Origin of the sequence: Pseudomonas fluorescens (genome assembly GCF_003732425.1) — a bacterium.
Taxonomy (GTDB): Bacteria; Pseudomonadota; Gammaproteobacteria; order Pseudomonadales; family Pseudomonadaceae; genus Aquipseudomonas; species Aquipseudomonas fluorescens_BE.
On record NZ_MOBX01000014.1, the window covers coordinates 267,549 to 283,504 of the forward strand.

The window sequence follows — 15,956 nt, forward strand, 5'->3', positions numbered from 1 at the left end:
TGAAGCAAGGACATGTCATGAGTAAGTTATTCAAAAGTTTGATGCGCGATTCGTTTGCTGAACTGGTTTCCTGGACTGATGAGTGGGAGAAGGCGAGTCGGGTCAAATCCGAGCTTTTTACAATTATCGATGCGATTCCGACTGTTCGGACTATTCTGAGGAATATGCTTGAAAGCGAATTGAAGCGTTTAGGCAAAAACGTTGATATCGACAAGGTCTATGTCAACACGGACAATACTTTACCTGCCAGCGAAAACCGCCCGACAGGTACGCTTCATGAAGTGGTTTTTCATTGCCTGGATAGCAATGTGACCCCCGCCTACATCCTCGGTGGTGACGGCGTTTTTTTTCTGCCTGACACACTGAGTGATCAATTCAAAGTCAGCGGACTGAGTATTTTCATTGTTGAGGATCTGATCGCGTTTGCCTCAGCGGGACTGGACAAAAGACTGCGAGCCGAGCTGGAAGGATTCTGGGCGGCTGCGGTGCAATCCCCACGTCCTGAAAGTGCGCCGTTGTCCAATAAGCAGGCGTTTATCCAAGCCTATGGTTTGCTCACAAGTGCAGAGTTGTCGTTGTCAGTCATGGCCAACAACTTTGATGCCCGATTGGGCGAGCGATTCGCTTATCTGCTCGACTCGGAGAGCGGCCAAGGAGCGTTTGAAGTCAACCTGCGGCCAGGCCGGGATTATCTCGAATCGCTTCAGCCTTGTTTCGTCCTCGACAATGCCGAACGTTCGGATGCAGAAATGAAACTGGTTAACGAGTCAACCGGTTACCTTATGCACACGCCGGAAAACGGCTTCGAATATTTTGAAAAAAACACCGAACTGCATGGCAAGTTACAAGGTCGGTTGTCCGTGCGCAGCAGTCAGATACAGTACCTCAAAGCCACGCAAAGTCTGCATGCCTATTGTGCTGAGGCGCATATCAAGGGCCAGCTGGAAAGCGTATCGTCGCTCATTGAAAGCCGTGATCAACTGGCAACTACGCTGATGTCGGTGCTGCAGGATAATCAAGGCATGCATGTGCTGCGTTACGGTTTGGACACCCGCTTACTGTTGTTGTGGGCCGCATTGAAACGTACCGAGTGGCCGCTTTGGATGAAGAATGCGAGCGCCGACGATCAAGAACGCTACAGCGAACTTGAGGACTCGAAGGATCAATACCAAGTTGATTATCAGAGGGTTTTCGACGCAGGCTTCTCGTTCAAGGATTATGTACTGCGTACGTTCTCGGAGTGGGCAGACAGGGTATTGGGCGAAAAGCTTGATCCGGAAGCCATTACTGTCCATAGCTCGTACACCCTGCAAATTGCAGGTCGCACTATTGAACAGGAAGAATCCCGAACGCTCACTGAGTTTTTGGTCTTCGGTCTGCATGATAATGGCTATAAAGCCAAACTCAGTATCATCGGCGCGCCGAGCGGAAGTCATTTTACCGTTGATGCGCTTGAGCGGTGGTTAGAGTATCGAAACATGCGCTTGGATTTTGCAGGCGATCTCGCACTCTCTCCTTCCAGTGAATATCAGACGGCCTATCGTAATTATCTTTTCAGCCAGATAGATTTTGCATTGTTTGTTGCTCACCAGTCAGGTGAGCTTAACGACACGGATAAGCAAGTCATTTCCCGCGCGCTGGGCAACGATGCCTCGGTGAAGATTCGCGGCTTGAAATTCTGGCAAGGACCAGCGTTAAAAGAGGTACTGGTTTTTACGGCACAAGAATATTCAGGCTGTCTGGTGTTTTTGCGAACCCCTGAAGGTACCTTCATTTTCCGCAAGTTTCCCAATGTGTTTGACATGAACACCTGGGTTGAGTCTGCTCTTTCTGCGGACCGCGAATACGCGGCATTGTTGATTCATCCCGAGTATCTTCACGAGGCGGGTGTCCCGCTTGGCGACGGCAGTCATTATTACAGACTGGAGCCCTCACAGGCGGATTTGCACCTGGATGCCAGAGCGCCATTGGCTGATTATGTCAATGTCGCCTATCGCGCAGAAGTTGGCCTGCACAAAGCGATTGCGCCGGTAGGTTATCGAGCACTGGCAGTCGAGGGCCGCAAGCGCTATACCCGGTTACAGACCGAGCTAAAGGCACTTTCAACGGTTGATACGCGAGACAATGGCTTTCCTTCATTCGAGCAATTCACTTATGACTCGGTGAAAACTGCAATTGAAGAGATTCTGCGCGCTCGTGGAATGCAGGTTGATGTTGATCCTGATCGGATAATCGTGCAGACCGAGGAGTTTCGCAAAAGCATCACTGATCTGCTGATCGAAGGGCTCGCATTTGAGGCGGTACATCCAGCCTATGAAACCAAATTCAGCCCGAAATATTATTTGCTGAATGGGCACCCGGCCATCGACAAGCTGGATATTCGCGATCTCTCATCGTTGTCGAAGACGTTTCGCCCCGGTGATCGATACACCGCGATGCTAAAAGAGAATTACATGAGCGAGACTCATCCCGGCTACGCATTCAAGCGTGCTGTGCACGCTAGAAAAGTTCGTTGTGAAATGTATTGCAACGCGTTTGCCGATTTTACCAATGGCAGGTTGTCAGGTGAGTTGTTTGCAGCTGTTCAGCGAGTTATTGGTAGTCTTAAAGAGAGCGGCCGTTATCAGCGGATTATAGATGACATCAGCGAAGGGGACGAAGGGCTTTATAAGTTCAACATTGGCAAGTTGGGTTTATCGACGACATGGGACCGTACGGTGGGCGGCGTCTATATATTCCGCTTGAGTACAATATCGGGATTCTTTGACTTGCTGTATACGCCTGACGCGCCTGATCTTGTCAGCTTTCGACCCATCGCGGAGTTTATTCCCTCGATACGTTATCGCCGAGGGCCGTTCAGGGAGTATTACATCAAGCGGATATTGCTCGTTGATCAAAAAGTGATCAATGATTACTTTGACAGTCTTTCCGCGACGTTTGATACCAAGCCAGTGATCCGCACGCAGAACCGCGCAAAATTGCCCGACCTGTACACTTTTCATAATGAGCGGATTCGGCGTGTGCTCAGTGATATCGATGAACGCACCATCAGCCTGAATGAGCTGATTGCCGGTCTCGTTTACGACAACGTGTTAAAAGCCGCGAGCATTGTGAGCCTGTTGGTACCTCCGGTCGGGACGGTGGTAGTGGCCGTCCAGATGATGAAGAGCCTGTATGACGCCGCACAGGCGGACAGGCGGGGTGATTACTCCGCCGCACTGGGCCATGTAAAAGACATGTTGGTCGGACTGCTGACGCTGGGCAAAGCCGCAGCAGCGGGCACCCCCGTCAAAAAAGTCACTCAAACGCAACGGTCGTTCCTCAGTTTATTCAAGGATGCGCGTACGGTCGCGGAAATGGTTACTTATTACACTGGCCAGGAAACACCGAAAGAAATCCTGATCGGTTTTTTCCAAACGCTGATGGAAAGCGGCGATTCTTCACTGAGTAAAACAACGGTTCACTGATTTTCCAGCATTCACTGTTTTTTCATGACTCAATGCGCTGACTTTTCGTAACCCATCCGCCAACTCACGGCCCGCGTCGCAGCCAATAACCGCTGCGCCGCCGGGCCGTTTTCGTCGGCGTGGAACAGCGAGGCAGGGCCAACGATGGTCAGGACGGCAGCGACTTGGCCGACGGCGTTGAACACCGGAGCCGATAAGGCATCGACACCCGGCATCAACAAACCATGTACGTGATGCAGTCCGCGTTCGCGGATCTGTTCGCACAGCGTTGCGTAAGTCCTTTCATCCTTAAGCGGATGATCGGCGGCGGCGATTTCCTGATTGCGCAATTCGTCAGTTTCCCGATTCGGCAAGTAGGCACTGAACACCAACCCGGTCGACGAACTGAGCAGCGGCAGCACCGAACCCAACTGAGTCACCACCGTCACCGCGCGCACCGCTGGTTCGATATGCACCACGGTCGCACCCTGATTGCCCCATACCGCCAAAAAGCAGGTTTCGTTGAGTTCGTCGCGTAGCTCGGACAACGGCAGGGCGGCGACTTTCAGCACGTCCATACTGTTGAGTGCAGCGAGGCCGACGCGCAGCGCTTCTCGGCCGAGGCCGTAATGGTTGGTGGCGGCGTTCTGCTCGGCAAACCCCGAGGCGATCAGCGCTTGCAGATAGCGGTGCACCTTGCTCGCTGGCATCTGCACGTGTTCTGCCAGACGCGACAACGAAGTGGACGGTGACAACTCGGCCAGCGCCTTGAGGATGTCGGTGCCGACTTCGGCGGAGCGGACTTTCTGTTTGCCGTTGCTGTCGCTGGTTTTTTCCATGGTGCGGCCGGGTTCCGAAACGAATGGGCGTCTTTATAGCTTGACGCTGGATAGCGAGCAAATTACGTTATGCGTAATCGAATTACGATAATAACAACCCCGGCGTGCCGAAACCTCTGAGCCAGAGCGATGGGCCACTGCCGACTCCCTGTTCAGGAGGCTCCATGAACCTCGATTCAACCGCCCAGGCGCTGGCGTATCAGTCCGGTTTCGGCAACGAATTCAGCTCTGAAGCGTTGCCCGGCGCGCTGCCTGTCGGCCAGAACTCCCCGCAAAAAGCTCCGTACGGCCTCTACACCGAATTGTTTTCCGGCACCGCGTTCACCATGACCCGCAGTGAAGCGCGGCGCACCTGGATGTACCGGATTCAGCCGTCGGCCAATCACCCGGCTTTCGTAAAACTGGAGCGACAATTGGCCGGTGGCCCGTTGGGTGAAGTGACACCCAATCGCCTGCGCTGGAATCCGCTGGAGATCCCGGCCGAACCGACCGATTTCATCGACGGTCTGGTGAGCATGGCCGCCAACGCCGGCGCAGAAAAACCGTCCGGCATCAGTATCTACAACTACGTCGCCAACCGTTCGATGGAACGCGTGTTCTTCAACGCTGACGGCGAACTACTGCTGGTGCCGCAACTCGGGCGTCTGCGCATCGCCACCGAACTCGGTGTGCTTGAAGTCGCGCCGCTGGAAATCGCCGTGCTGCCGCGCGGCTTGAAATTCCGCGTTGAACTGCTCGACCCGCAGGCACGCGGTTACGTCGCCGAGAACCATGGCGCGCCGCTGCGCCTGCCGGATCTGGGGCCGATCGGCAGCAACGGTCTGGCCAATCCGCGCGATTTTCTGACCCCGGTCGCCGCTTATGAAAACCTGCAGCAACCGACCACGCTGGTGCAGAAATTCCTCGGTCAGTTGTGGGCCACCGAACTCAATCACTCACCGCTGAACGTCGTCGCCTGGCACGGCAATAACGTGCCGTACAAATATGACCTGCGCCGTTTCAACACCATCGGCACGGTCAGCTTCGATCACCCGGATCCGTCGATCTTCACCGTGCTGACCTCGCCGACCAGCGTGCACGGTCTGGCCAATCTCGACTTCGTGATCTTCCCGCCACGCTGGATGGTCGCCGAGAACACCTTCCGTCCGCCGTGGTTCCACCGCAACCTGATGAACGAATTCATGGGCCTGATCCAGGGCGAATATGACGCCAAGGCCGAAGGTTTCGTGCCCGGTGGCGCGTCGCTGCACAGCTGCATGAGCGCCCACGGCCCGGACGGCGAAACCTGCACCAAAGCGATCAACGCCGAACTCAAACCGGCGAAAATCGACAACACCATGGCCTTCATGTTCGAGACCAGTCAGGTCCTGCGCCCAAGCCGTTTCGCCCTCGATTGCCCACAACTGCAACCCAGTTACGACGCCTGCTGGGCCACGCTGCCCGCCACGTTCGACCCGACCCGGAGATAACCCATGACTCAGACTTCCATCACCCGCAGCTGGGTTGCCTCGGCCAACGGCCACGCTGATTTCCCGCTGCAGAACCTGCCGCTCGGTGTGTTCAGCAGCAACGGTGCCGCGCCGCGTGCTGGCGTGGCGATTGGCGAGCACATCTTCGATCTGCAAGTGGCGCTGGAGGCCGGGCTGTTCGATGGTGCTGCACGTAGCGCCGTCGAAGCCATGCATGGCGGCCAGTTGAACGCGTTCTTCGAACTCGGTCGCGAGGCACGTGTGGCTCTGCGTTCGCGTCTGCTGGAACTGTTCAGCGAAGGCAGCACACACCGCGGCAACATCGAAGCCCAAGGCGCGAAACTGCTGCCACTGGCTGCCGATTGCCAACTGCATCTGCCGGCACGCATCAGCGATTACACCGACTTCTACGTCGGCATCGAGCACGCGCAAAACGTCGGCAAACTGTTCCGCCCGGATAACCCGCTACTGCCGAACTACAAGCACGTGCCGATCGGTTACCACGGTCGCGCCTCCACCGTGCGTGCCTCCGGCACTGACGTGCGCCGTCCGAAAGGCCAGACCTTGCCGGCCGGTCAGACCGAACCCGTGTTCGGCCCGTGCGCACGTCTGGACTATGAATTGGAACTGGGCATCTGGATCGGCCAGGGCAACGAGATGGGTGATTCGATCGCCATCGGCGATGCGGCTGAACACATCGCCGGTTTCTGCCTGCTCAATGACTGGTCGGCGCGCGATATCCAGGCCTGGGAATACCAGCCACTGGGTCCGTTCCTGTCGAAGAGCTTCATCACCAGCGTCTCGCCGTGGGTGGTCACCGCCGAAGCGTTGGAGCCGTTCCGCACCGCGCAACCGAAGCGTCCTGAAGGTGATCCGCAGCCGCTGCCTTACCTGTTCGATAAACGTGATCAGGAGGGCGGTGCCTTCGACATCGAGCTGGAAGTGCTGCTGCTCACTGAAGCCATGCGCGAGCAGAACCTGCCGGCCCATCGCCTGACTCTGAGCAACACCCGCTACATGTACTGGACTGTCGCGCAAATGGTCGCGCACCACAGCGTCAACGGTTGCCAGTTGCAGGCCGGTGACCTGTTTGGTTCGGGCACGCTGTCCGGCCCGCAGAGCGGTCAGTTCGGTAGCCTGCTGGAAATCACCGAGGGCGGCAAAAAACCGATCGAACTGGCCTCTGGCGAGGTGCGTAAATTCCTTGAGGACGGTGATGAAATCATCCTGCGCGCGCGTTGCGCCCGTGACGGTTTTGCCTCGATCGGCTTCGGCGAATGCCGCGGTAAAGTGCTGGCGGCGCGCTGACAGGAGCGGCTTATGGATCTCTATACCTATTACCGTTCGACCTCGTCGTACCGGGTGCGAATCGCGCTGGCGCTGAAGGGGCTCGACTATCAGGCGTTGCCGGTCAATCTGATCGCGCCGCCGGGTGGCGAGCATCGGCAGGCAGCGTATCTGGCGATCAATCCACAGGGGCGGGTGCCGGCCTTGCGCACTGACGAAGGAGGTTTGTTGATTCAGTCGCCGGCCATCATCGAGTATCTGGAAGAACGTTATCCACAGGTGCCGTTGCTGCCTGAGGATCTGCTTGCCCGTGCGCAGGTGCGCGGTGTGGCGGCGGTGATCGGTTGCGATGTGCATCCTCTGCACAACGTCAGTGTGCTCAATCGCCTGCGTCAGTCGGGGTACGACGAGCCGCAGGTGGTCGAGTGGATCAGTTACTGGATCAGCCAAGGGCTGGCGACGGTGGAGCAGTTGATTGGCGACGAGGGATTCTGTTTCGGCGAGTGGCCGTGCGTGGCTGATGTGTACCTGATTCCGCAGTTGTACGCGGCGGAGCGCTTCAATGTTTCGCTGGAGGCTTACCCGAAAATTCGCCGTGTGGCGGCGCTCGCGGCTGAACATCCTGCGTTCATCAAGGCCCATCCCGCCCATCAACCCGATACCCCGTAACACCCCTGGTGGGAGCGAGCCTGCTCGCGAAAGATGAGTGTCAGTCACCATTCATTTGGCTGACACACCGCATTCGCGAGCAGGCTCGCTCCCACAAGGTTTGGCGTTGAACTACCAAAAAACATAAAAACAAAACAGGTACCTTGCGATGCACAACCAGATTGCCAGCTTCCGGGCGGCACTCGACGCCCGTCCTGTGTCCCGCTATCAGTGGTTGCTCTTGATCCTGCTCGCCTTGCTGCTCGTTACCGATGGCTATGACGCCCAAGTGCTTGGTTATGTGGTGCCTGCACTGGCGCAGGACTGGGGGCTGGAAAAGTCTGCGTTCGGGCCTGTGTTCAGCGCCAACCTGCTCGGCCTCACCCTCGGTTCGCTGGCTGTCACACCGTTGGCTGACCGCTTTGGCGTGCGCCGGATTCTGCTCGCCTGCGTGCTGATTTACGCCACGCTGACGGTGCTGATGGTTTTCGCCGACTCGCTGAACACGCTGATGATCGCGCGCTTCATCTGTGGCATCGGCATGGGCGGGGCGATGCCCAGTGCCATGGCATTGATGTCGGAATACTCGCCACCTCGTTTGCGCACCTTGATGGTGACGCTCGCGGCCTGTGGCTTTTCGTTCGGCGGGGCGGCGGGCGGTTTCGTCGCTGCCGGGTTCATCGACCGGTTCGGCTGGCAAGCGGTGTTCCTCGCCGGTGGCGTCACGCCGTTGCTGCTGTTTCCGTTTCTCTGGTGGATGCTGCCGGAGTCCCTGCCACGTCTGCTGCGTGATGCACCGCCGTATGCGCGGCTGCGCAAAGTTACTGCGCGCATGCTGCCGGACTGGCAACCGCCCGTTGCAAGCGTCGAACAGAACGAGCGTGAGCAGGGCAGCAAACTGACGGTGGTCGAGTTGTTCCGCAACGGCTACGCGCGGCCGACCTTGCTGATCTGGGCGACGTTTTTCGTCAGCCTGATTCTGTTGTATTTCATGATCAGCTGGTTGCCGACACTGCTGCTGGAAAGCGGCCTGAAACTCAACGAAGCCAATCTGGTGACGTCGATGTTCCTCTTCGCCGGCACCCTCGGCGCGATCTGCATGGCCTGGTTCGCTGACCGTTTGAAACGCAAGGTTCGTTTGTTGTCCGCAGTGTTGGCAGGGGCGGCGTTGTGCACGATTCTGCTCGGACTCAATCACGACAATCCGCGTTATCTGGTGGCGTGTGTCTTCGCCGCCGGGTTCTGCATCATCGGCGGGCAACTGACGCTGAATGCGTTTGCCAGCAATTTCTACCCGGCGCATGTACGCGCCACGGGCACCGGTTGGGCGTTGGGTGTGGGGCGTTTTGGTTCGATTCTCGGGCCGCTGTTTGGCAGCCTGTTGTTGGCGATGCACATTCCGGTGGCGCAGATTTTTTTCTTCTGCGCGATTCCGGCGGTGATTGCTGCATTGCTGATCATTCAGGTGCGTTCGCCCACCGAAGGAAGTTCGGCAGTTGGAATGGGGATATCTGTCAAATCCTGAAGAGCAAAAGATCGCAGCCTTCGGCAGCTCCTACATGGGAATAAACATTTCAATGTAGGAGCTGCCGAAGGCTGCGATCTTTTGTTTTTAATGGACGACGGAATTGGGCGGCAAGTGCCCGAGGCGTTCGGTCAGGCGCAGGCGTTGAATCGGGTCGTCGCTGAGCATCAGCGCGTGTTCCAGATCAAAGCGCTCGGCATTCGGGCAGTCGAGCCGCTGATAAAGACTGGCCCGGGCCAAGTAATCGGCGGCGCCGGCGTCCCCCAGTTCGAGCACGCGTTCGGCGTCGATCAGCGCGGCGATGTAATCATCGTGGGTCAGGTGCAACTGGCGCAGGTTGCGGGACAGGCGCTGGAGCATCTGCTGGGGGCTGGCGGTCAGTAGATGCTCGGCGGTCAGCTTCATGTTCGGCCCATACTGGCGCTGCAACAATTCGCGACAATCATTGGGGTACAAGCGCCGGCCGCCGCACGGATCAAGCAAGTGATCGGCACCGGGCACCCGCAACAGGAAGTGCCCGGGGAAGTTGACCCCGACCAGAGGAATCTCCAGGCCGCGCGCCAGCTCCAGAGCAATCAGAGCCAGTGCCAGCGGCTGGCCGCGACGGGTTTGCAACACTTTGTGCAACAGCGCCACCTGCGGGCGCAGCGGCAGAAAGTCGTCCTGGGCAAAGCCCAGATCAGTCATCCGGCGTAACAGGGGCTGGGCCAGTTCGCTGACCGGCAGCATCGGCAAACCATAGCTGACACGTTGTTGCAGGTCGTTGAATTCCTGCACCACTGCTTCGGGATCGACCGCTTTTTCGTGCTCGGCCGCCATCCACAGCGCTGCTTCGAACAGCGCGGGCGGTGAACGGTGCAGGCATTCGAAAAAACGTTGACGCGCACTCATCAAAATCTCCGGGGAATGCCTCGTTTTAGCCCCGTCCGCGAGATTCGTCCAGTACCCCGCTGCGCAGGTGCCGGGTTATGCCGCAAAGCGGTTGTCAGCGCGGACGCTTATTCCGGTGCGCTCCAGCAATTTTCAGGCGCAGGCCTATACTGGCGTTCTACAAGAAGTGATTCGGGAGCCCAACGATGTTTGCGCTCATGCAAAGCACTCGCCTGGAATCGCTGCACCTTAGCGTCGACCCGGTTACCGGGTTAAAGGCGGTCATTGCCATCCATAACAGTCGCCTCGGGCCAGCCTTGGGCGGATGTCGTTATCTTGCCTATCCCAATGACGAATCTGCCGTCGAGGACGCTATTCGCCTCGCTCAGGGCATGAGCTACAAGGCCGCGCTGGCGGGGCTGCCGCAGGGCGGTGGCGTGGCCGTGATCGTGCGCCCGGCTCATGTGGAAAACCGTGGCTCGCTGTTCGAAGCCTTTGGCCGTTGCATCGAACAGCTCGATGGCCGCTACATCACCGCCATCGACAGCGGCACCTCGGTAGCGGACATGGACTGCATCGCCCAACAGACTCAACACGTCACCAGCACAACGTCCGCCGGCGACCCGGCGCCGCATGCCGCAATGGGCGTGTTTGCCGGCATTCGGGCAACGGCCATGGCACGGCTGGGCAGCGACAACCTCGAAGGTTTGCGCATCGCCATTCAGGGCTTGGGCAATGTCGGTTTTGCCTTGGCCGAGCAACTGCACGCCGCCGGGGCGGAACTGCTGGTCAGCGATATCGATCACGGCAAGGTGCAACTGGCGATGGAGCAACTCAATGCCCACCCGATCGCCAACGACGCGTTGCTCAGCACACCGTGCGACATCCTCGCGCCGTGCGGTCTGGGCGGGGTGTTGAACAGCCATACGGTCACGCAATTGCGTTGCTCGGCGGTGGCGGGTTCGGCAAACAATCAACTGACGCATCTGGATGTCGCCGATCAACTGGAGCGGCGCGGGATTCTGTATGCGCCGGATTACGTGATCAATGCGGGTGGGCTGATTTACGTCTCGCTGAAACACCGTGGTGAGGAATTGCCGACGATTACCGCGCATCTGTCGAAGATCAGTTCGCGGCTGACTGAAGTATTTGCTCACGCGCAGGCGGAAAAACGCTCGCCGGCGCGGGTGGCGGATGAGTTGGCAGAGAAGGTTTTGTATCGCTGAAACGCAAAAGATCGCCGCCTTCGGCAGCTCCTGCATTTGGAATGTGTATTCCCTGTAGGAGTTGCCGAAGGCGGCGATCTTTTGGTGTGGCGCTGATTATTTTGCAGCTTTCGCCGCTTTCGCAGGCTTGGCCGGCGCTTCAGCAGGTTCTGCCATCTCAGCTTGTTCAGCAGGCTCGGCCGGTGCGTTGATCAGCTCCGACAATGCATCCGGCTGGCTCTTGAACGCCCGGGCGAACACATCGCGATTCTTCGCCATGTAGATCCCGGCTTCTTCCACTTGCTGTTCAGTCAGGGACGGAACGGCTTTTTGCAGGACATCGGCCAGATATTCGGCCAGTTCGAGCATTTTGTCATGACGGTCAGCTTCGGCTTTATCCATGAACAAGCGCTCCAGATCTCGGCTGCTGCGGTATACCACTTCGACGGCCATTCACCACCTCACATGCCTTCACATTAAGTTGTCTTGACGACTACTGTATCCATATACAGCGAAAAGGATAAGCGAATCCCTGCGCCATGGGTAGTGGCTTTTTAATGTAGACCGGATTCAGGGTTTGTCAGGGGGGGGTGTTGCAGCATTCGCGAGCAGGCTCGCTCCCACAAAAGCACAAGCGGTGCGACCAAACGCCACGGCGCGGGTTTGGCGGCGGCTCGCCATGATGGCGTGGCCTCTTTTCTGCATGAAAACCGTTACGTGCAGAAAACCGTCACGTCCAACACGCATCATCCGCTCGCATTCGAGCTAAGGAACATCATCGTGAAAATAAACTGGGCCGAGAAATTGCGGCAAAACGTGCATCAACTGGCCGAGTCCCTGGGCAACCTGTTCGTCGAGACCTTCCACTATCTGGCGTTGTTCGCCATCGGTGCGGTGACGGCGTGGGCGGCGGTGATGGAGTTTCTCGGGATGCTCGAGGAAGGCCACATCAAGATCGATGACATTTTGCTGCTGTTCATCTATCTCGAATTGGGGGCGATGGTCGGGATCTACTTCAAGACCAACCACATGCCGGTGCGCTTCCTGATCTACGTGGCGATCACCGCGCTGACCCGTCTGCTGATCTCCAACGTCTCGCACCACAACCCGCCGGACATGGGCATCATCTATCTGTGCGGCGGCATTCTGTTGCTGGCGTTCTCGATTCTGGTGGTGCGTTACGCCTCGTCACAATTTCCCTCGGTGAAGATCGAGAAACCGCAGCGCAAACTTGGCGCCGGTTCCAGCGAGCATCCGGAAGTCGAGAAGGGCGAGCTTTAAAGCCCGGCCGCTTGTCCGGGCTGGCCGATGACGCGTGGCGGTGGCGGGGTTAGCCCGTCGCCGCTGGTCATGGCTTCGAGGATGGCCATGGCACTATGGCCCTGTTCGATGGCAATGCCGAATTGAATGCTTTGCACCAGACGCTTGAGGCGCACGGGGTCGTTGCGCTGCTCGGCGCTGATCATGCGTTTGGCCACGATCCGGCCGCTGTTGGACAGGGTCAGCATGATGCTGCCGTCCAGGCCCTGAATGCTCAGGTTGATCTGATAGTCCGGCGCGAAGGCATCGGTAATGATCTGAAAAGGATTGTCCATGATGCGTCACCGCCTGATTGAACGTGCAGTTGTTGACCGGCCGTGATCGGGTTGGTTCGCCCAACCGGATCACCGGCGATTCCGTGGCCTGTATTTGTTGCTTTGTGTAGGAGCTGCCGCAGGCTGCGATCTTTTGCTCTTCAATGTTTTGATTTCGGTCACGAAGATCAAAAGATCGCAGCCTGCGGCAGCTCCTACAGGGGTATAGCAAGGGCTGTGCCGGGAAAATTGTCGAACAATGAACACGGGGATAAAAAAGGCGAGCCACGTGGCTCGCCTTTTTTAATGGCCCGTTTTCAGGGCAGAACCGAGTAGATGATCGCTGACAGTGCAATCAGGCCGATCAGTACCACAAACACGTTCGAAACTTGTCCCGAATACTGGCGCAAGGCTGGCACACGGCGGATGGCGTACATCGGCATCAGGAACAGCAGGCAGGCAATCACCGGGCCGCCGAGGGTTTCGATCATGCCCAGAATGCTCGGGTTGAACGTGGCGACGGCCCAGCAGCTGAGGATCATGAACACAGCGGTGGCGCGGTTCAGCCAGCTTGCCGACATCACCCGGCCACGGCTGCGCAGGCTTTTCACGATCATGCCCTGGAAGCCTTCGCTGGCACCGATGTAGTGGCCGAGAAAGGATTTGGTGATCGCCACCAGCGCAATCAGCGGCGCGGCGTACGCGATGACCGGGGTCTGGAAGTGGTTGGCCAGGTACGACAGGATCGAAATGTTCTGCGCCTTGGCCGCAGCCAGGTCGGCCGGTGACAACGCCAGCACGCAACTGAAGCAGAAGAACATCACCGTCACCACCATCATGCCGTGGGCCATGGCGAGGATGCCGCTGCTCTTGCGTTCGGCCTGCTCGCCGTAGCGTTGTTTCTGATCAACCGCGAACGCGGAGATGATCGGCGAATGGTTGAACGAAAACACCATCACCGGGATCGCCAGCCACATCGTCTTGAGGAACACCGACATCGGCATGGCTTCTTGGGCACTGGCGAAAAAAGCGCCGTTCCAGTTCGGAATCAGGCTGAGCGCCAGTAGCAGCAATGCGGCAACAAACGGATAAACCAGCACGCTCATGGCTTTGACGATGACGCTTTGACCACAGCGCACAATCGCCATCAACCCGAGGATCAACGCCAGCGAGAGGATCGCCCGTGGCGGCGGAGCGATGTGCAATTGGTGTTCGAGGAAACTGCTCAGGGTGTTGGTCAGCGCGACGCTGTAGACCAGCAGGATCGGGAAGATTGCAAAGAAATACAGCAGCGTGATCAGCTTGCCGGCACCGATGCCGAAGTGCTCTTCGACGACCTCGGTGATGTCCCCGGAGCGCCCGGACAACACGAAACGGGTCAGCCCGCGGTGAGCAAAAAACGTCATCGGGAACGCCAGTACGGCGAGAATCAGCAACGGCCAGAAACCGCCGACGCCGGCGTTGATCGGCAGGAACAAGGTGCCAGCACCGATCGCGGTGCCGTAGAGGCCGAGCATCCAGGTGGTGTCGAATTTGTTCCAGCCCTTGTGGGCCGTTTCTGCATTGCGTGTGCGGTCTACAGCGGGATTTTCGGCAGCAGGTGTACGTACATCGGTCATCGGTATCGCCTCGTTATTATTTTTGCTCGGGCTCACGGTTGGCAGACCGCTCTGTGCGGTCTGCCGGGGCGGTCAGGGAATGCGCCTCAGCATTCCACCCAGCTCACGGCCAGGCCGCCCCGTGAAGTCTCTTTGTATTTGTCGTGCATGTCGGCGCCCGTATCGCGCATGGTGCGGATCACCCGGTCGAGGGAAATGAAGTGTTTGCCGTCGCCGCGCAGGGCCATTTGCGTGGCGTTGATCGCTTTCACGGCGGCGATGGCATTGCGCTCGATGCACGGCACCTGTACGAGGCCACCGACCGGGTCGCAAGTCAGGCCGAGGTTGTGTTCCAGGCCGATTTCGGCGGCGTTTTCCAGTTGTTCCGGAGTGGCACCGAGCACGTCGGCCAGGCCGGCAGCCGCCATTGCGCAGGCCGAACCGACTTCACCCTGGCAGCCGACTTCGGCGCCGGAGATCGAGGCATTTTTCTTACACAGAATGCCGACGGCGGCCGCACCGAGAAAGAAAGCGACGACATCATCGTCAGACGCGTCCGGATTGAATTTCATGTAGTAGTGCAGAACGGCCGGGATGATTCCGGCTGCACCGTTGGTCGGCGCAGTGACCATGCGCCCGCCAGCGGCGTTTTCTTCGTTGACGGCGAGGGCGAACAGGTTGACCCATTCCATTGCCGACAGCGTCGAACTGATCACATTCGGCTTGCCGATTTCCAACAGGCTGCGATGCAGTTTCGCTGCGCGCCGCGGCACATTAAGACCGCCGGGCAGAATCCCCTCGTGACGCAGGCCCTGTTCAACGCACTCACGCATCACCGACCAGATGTGCAGCAGGCCCTGGCGGATTTCCGCGTCGCTGCGCCAGGCGCGCTCGTTGGCCATCATCAGTTCGGAGACGCGCAGGTTGTGCTGTTTGCACAGCGACAGCAGTTCGGCGGCGCTGGAAAAATCGTACGGCAACACCACGTCACCCGCCGGGGCGATTCCGGACTCGGCTTCGGCCGCTTCGATGATGAAACCGCCGCCCACCGAGTAGTACGTTTGCTTGAACAGCTCGGCCGTTTCGCCAAAGGCTGTCAGCGACATGGCGTTGGGGTGGTAGGGCAGGCTCTCATCCAGGAGCAGGAGATCACGCTGCCAGTTAAAGGCAATTTCTCTCTGACCGGCAAGGGACAGTTGGCCTGTCTCGCGCAGTTGCTGAATGCGTGGATCGATGGTCGCCGGATCGATGCTGTCCGGCCACTCACCCATCAGGCCCATCACCGTGGCGCGGTCGGTGGCGTGACCGACGCCAGTGGCCGACAGCGAGCCGTATAAACGGATTTCCACACGGCGCACATCGTTCAATAAACGTTGATCAATCAGCGCCTGAGCGAAGGTCGCGGCAGCGCGCATAGGGCCGACGGTGTGGGAACTGGACGGGCCGATGCCGACTTTGAATAGATCGAAAACACTGATAGCCATGCTAAACCCTT

At 58.2% G+C, this 15,956-nt stretch carries 12 protein-coding genes and 1 pseudogene; 7 read left to right on the forward strand and 6 right to left on the reverse strand.

Annotated elements, in window-relative coordinates:
* The first annotated feature begins 17 nt into the window (after window positions 1-17).
* Entirely contained in the window at window positions 18-3,467 is a 3,450-nt protein-coding gene (locus BK670_RS18295) for a dermonecrotic toxin domain-containing protein (protein ID WP_123452830.1), read from the forward strand.
* A gap of 29 nt (window positions 3,468-3,496) precedes the next feature.
* On the opposite strand, the gene BK670_RS18300 is transcribed toward BK670_RS18295, so the two are convergent.
* Window positions 3,497-4,285 (reverse strand): IclR family transcriptional regulator, encoded by a 789-nt coding sequence (locus BK670_RS18300; RefSeq protein WP_123451772.1) that lies wholly within the window; start codon window positions 4,283-4,285, stop codon window positions 3,497-3,499.
* A 164-nt stretch (window positions 4,286-4,449) separates the two neighbouring features.
* Between BK670_RS18300 and hmgA the strand changes: the two genes are divergently transcribed.
* From hmgA to BK670_RS18320, 4 genes are all read left to right on the forward strand, one after another.
* The gene (hmgA, locus tag BK670_RS18305) at window positions 4,450-5,754 is read left to right on the forward strand and encodes a homogentisate 1,2-dioxygenase (protein WP_123451774.1); all 1,305 of its coding nucleotides are present in this window, start codon (window positions 4,450-4,452) and stop codon (window positions 5,752-5,754) included.
* Between the two features lie 3 nt (window positions 5,755-5,757).
* The gene (gene fahA / locus BK670_RS18310) at window positions 5,758-7,062 is read left to right on the forward strand and encodes a fumarylacetoacetase (protein WP_123451776.1); all 1,305 of its coding nucleotides are present in this window, start codon (window positions 5,758-5,760) and stop codon (window positions 7,060-7,062) included.
* Window positions 7,063-7,074: 12 nt separating this feature from the next.
* Window positions 7,075-7,710, forward strand: a complete 636-nt coding sequence (maiA, locus tag BK670_RS18315) for a maleylacetoacetate isomerase (RefSeq protein ID WP_123451778.1) — start codon at window positions 7,075-7,077, stop codon at window positions 7,708-7,710.
* A 148-nt stretch (window positions 7,711-7,858) separates the two neighbouring features.
* A complete protein-coding gene (locus BK670_RS18320; protein WP_123451781.1) occupies window positions 7,859-9,214 on the forward strand; it encodes an MFS transporter in 1,356 nt (451 codons plus the stop codon).
* 87 nt (window positions 9,215-9,301) lie between these two features.
* Here BK670_RS18320 and BK670_RS18325 read toward each other — a convergent pair whose 3' ends face one another.
* The gene (locus tag BK670_RS18325; RefSeq protein ID WP_123451783.1) at window positions 9,302-10,105 is read right to left on the reverse strand and encodes a SirB1 family protein; all 804 of its coding nucleotides are present in this window, start codon (window positions 10,103-10,105) and stop codon (window positions 9,302-9,304) included.
* Window positions 10,106-10,290: 185 nt separating this feature from the next.
* Here BK670_RS18325 and BK670_RS18330 point away from each other — a divergent pair, with 185 nt between their 5' ends.
* Window positions 10,291-11,310: a Glu/Leu/Phe/Val dehydrogenase family protein gene (locus BK670_RS18330; protein ID WP_123451785.1), complete on the forward strand. Its 1,020-nt coding sequence runs from the start codon at window positions 10,291-10,293 to the stop codon at window positions 11,308-11,310.
* 177 nt (window positions 11,311-11,487) lie between these two features.
* On the opposite strand, the pseudogene BK670_RS18335 reads toward BK670_RS18330, so the two are convergent.
* Window positions 11,488-11,742: pseudogene (locus BK670_RS18335) on the reverse strand (YebG family protein); the annotation flags it as partial.
* Between the two features lie 327 nt (window positions 11,743-12,069).
* Between BK670_RS18335 and BK670_RS18340 the strand changes: the two are divergent.
* On the forward strand, window positions 12,070-12,570 hold the full coding sequence (locus BK670_RS18340; RefSeq protein ID WP_026000737.1) for a phosphate-starvation-inducible protein PsiE: 501 nt from the start codon (window positions 12,070-12,072) through the stop codon (window positions 12,568-12,570).
* Here BK670_RS18340 and BK670_RS18345 read toward each other — a convergent pair.
* The 3 genes from BK670_RS18345 to BK670_RS18360 all read right to left on the reverse strand — a co-directional run bounded on the left by BK670_RS18345 (window position 12,567) and on the right by BK670_RS18360 (window position 15,945).
* Window positions 12,567-12,884, reverse strand: a complete 318-nt coding sequence (locus BK670_RS18345) for a DUF3509 domain-containing protein (protein ID WP_123451789.1) — start codon at window positions 12,882-12,884, stop codon at window positions 12,567-12,569. The two genes, BK670_RS18340 and BK670_RS18345, sit on opposite strands and share 4 nt — an antisense overlap.
* 296 nt (window positions 12,885-13,180) lie before the next feature.
* The gene (locus BK670_RS18355) at window positions 13,181-14,482 is read right to left on the reverse strand and encodes a serine/threonine transporter (protein WP_123451791.1); all 1,302 of its coding nucleotides are present in this window, start codon (window positions 14,480-14,482) and stop codon (window positions 13,181-13,183) included.
* Window positions 14,483-14,568: 86 nt separating this feature from the next.
* A complete protein-coding gene (locus tag BK670_RS18360; RefSeq protein WP_123451793.1) occupies window positions 14,569-15,945 on the reverse strand; it encodes an L-serine ammonia-lyase in 1,377 nt (458 codons plus the stop codon).
* Window positions 15,946-15,956 lie beyond the last annotated feature (11 nt).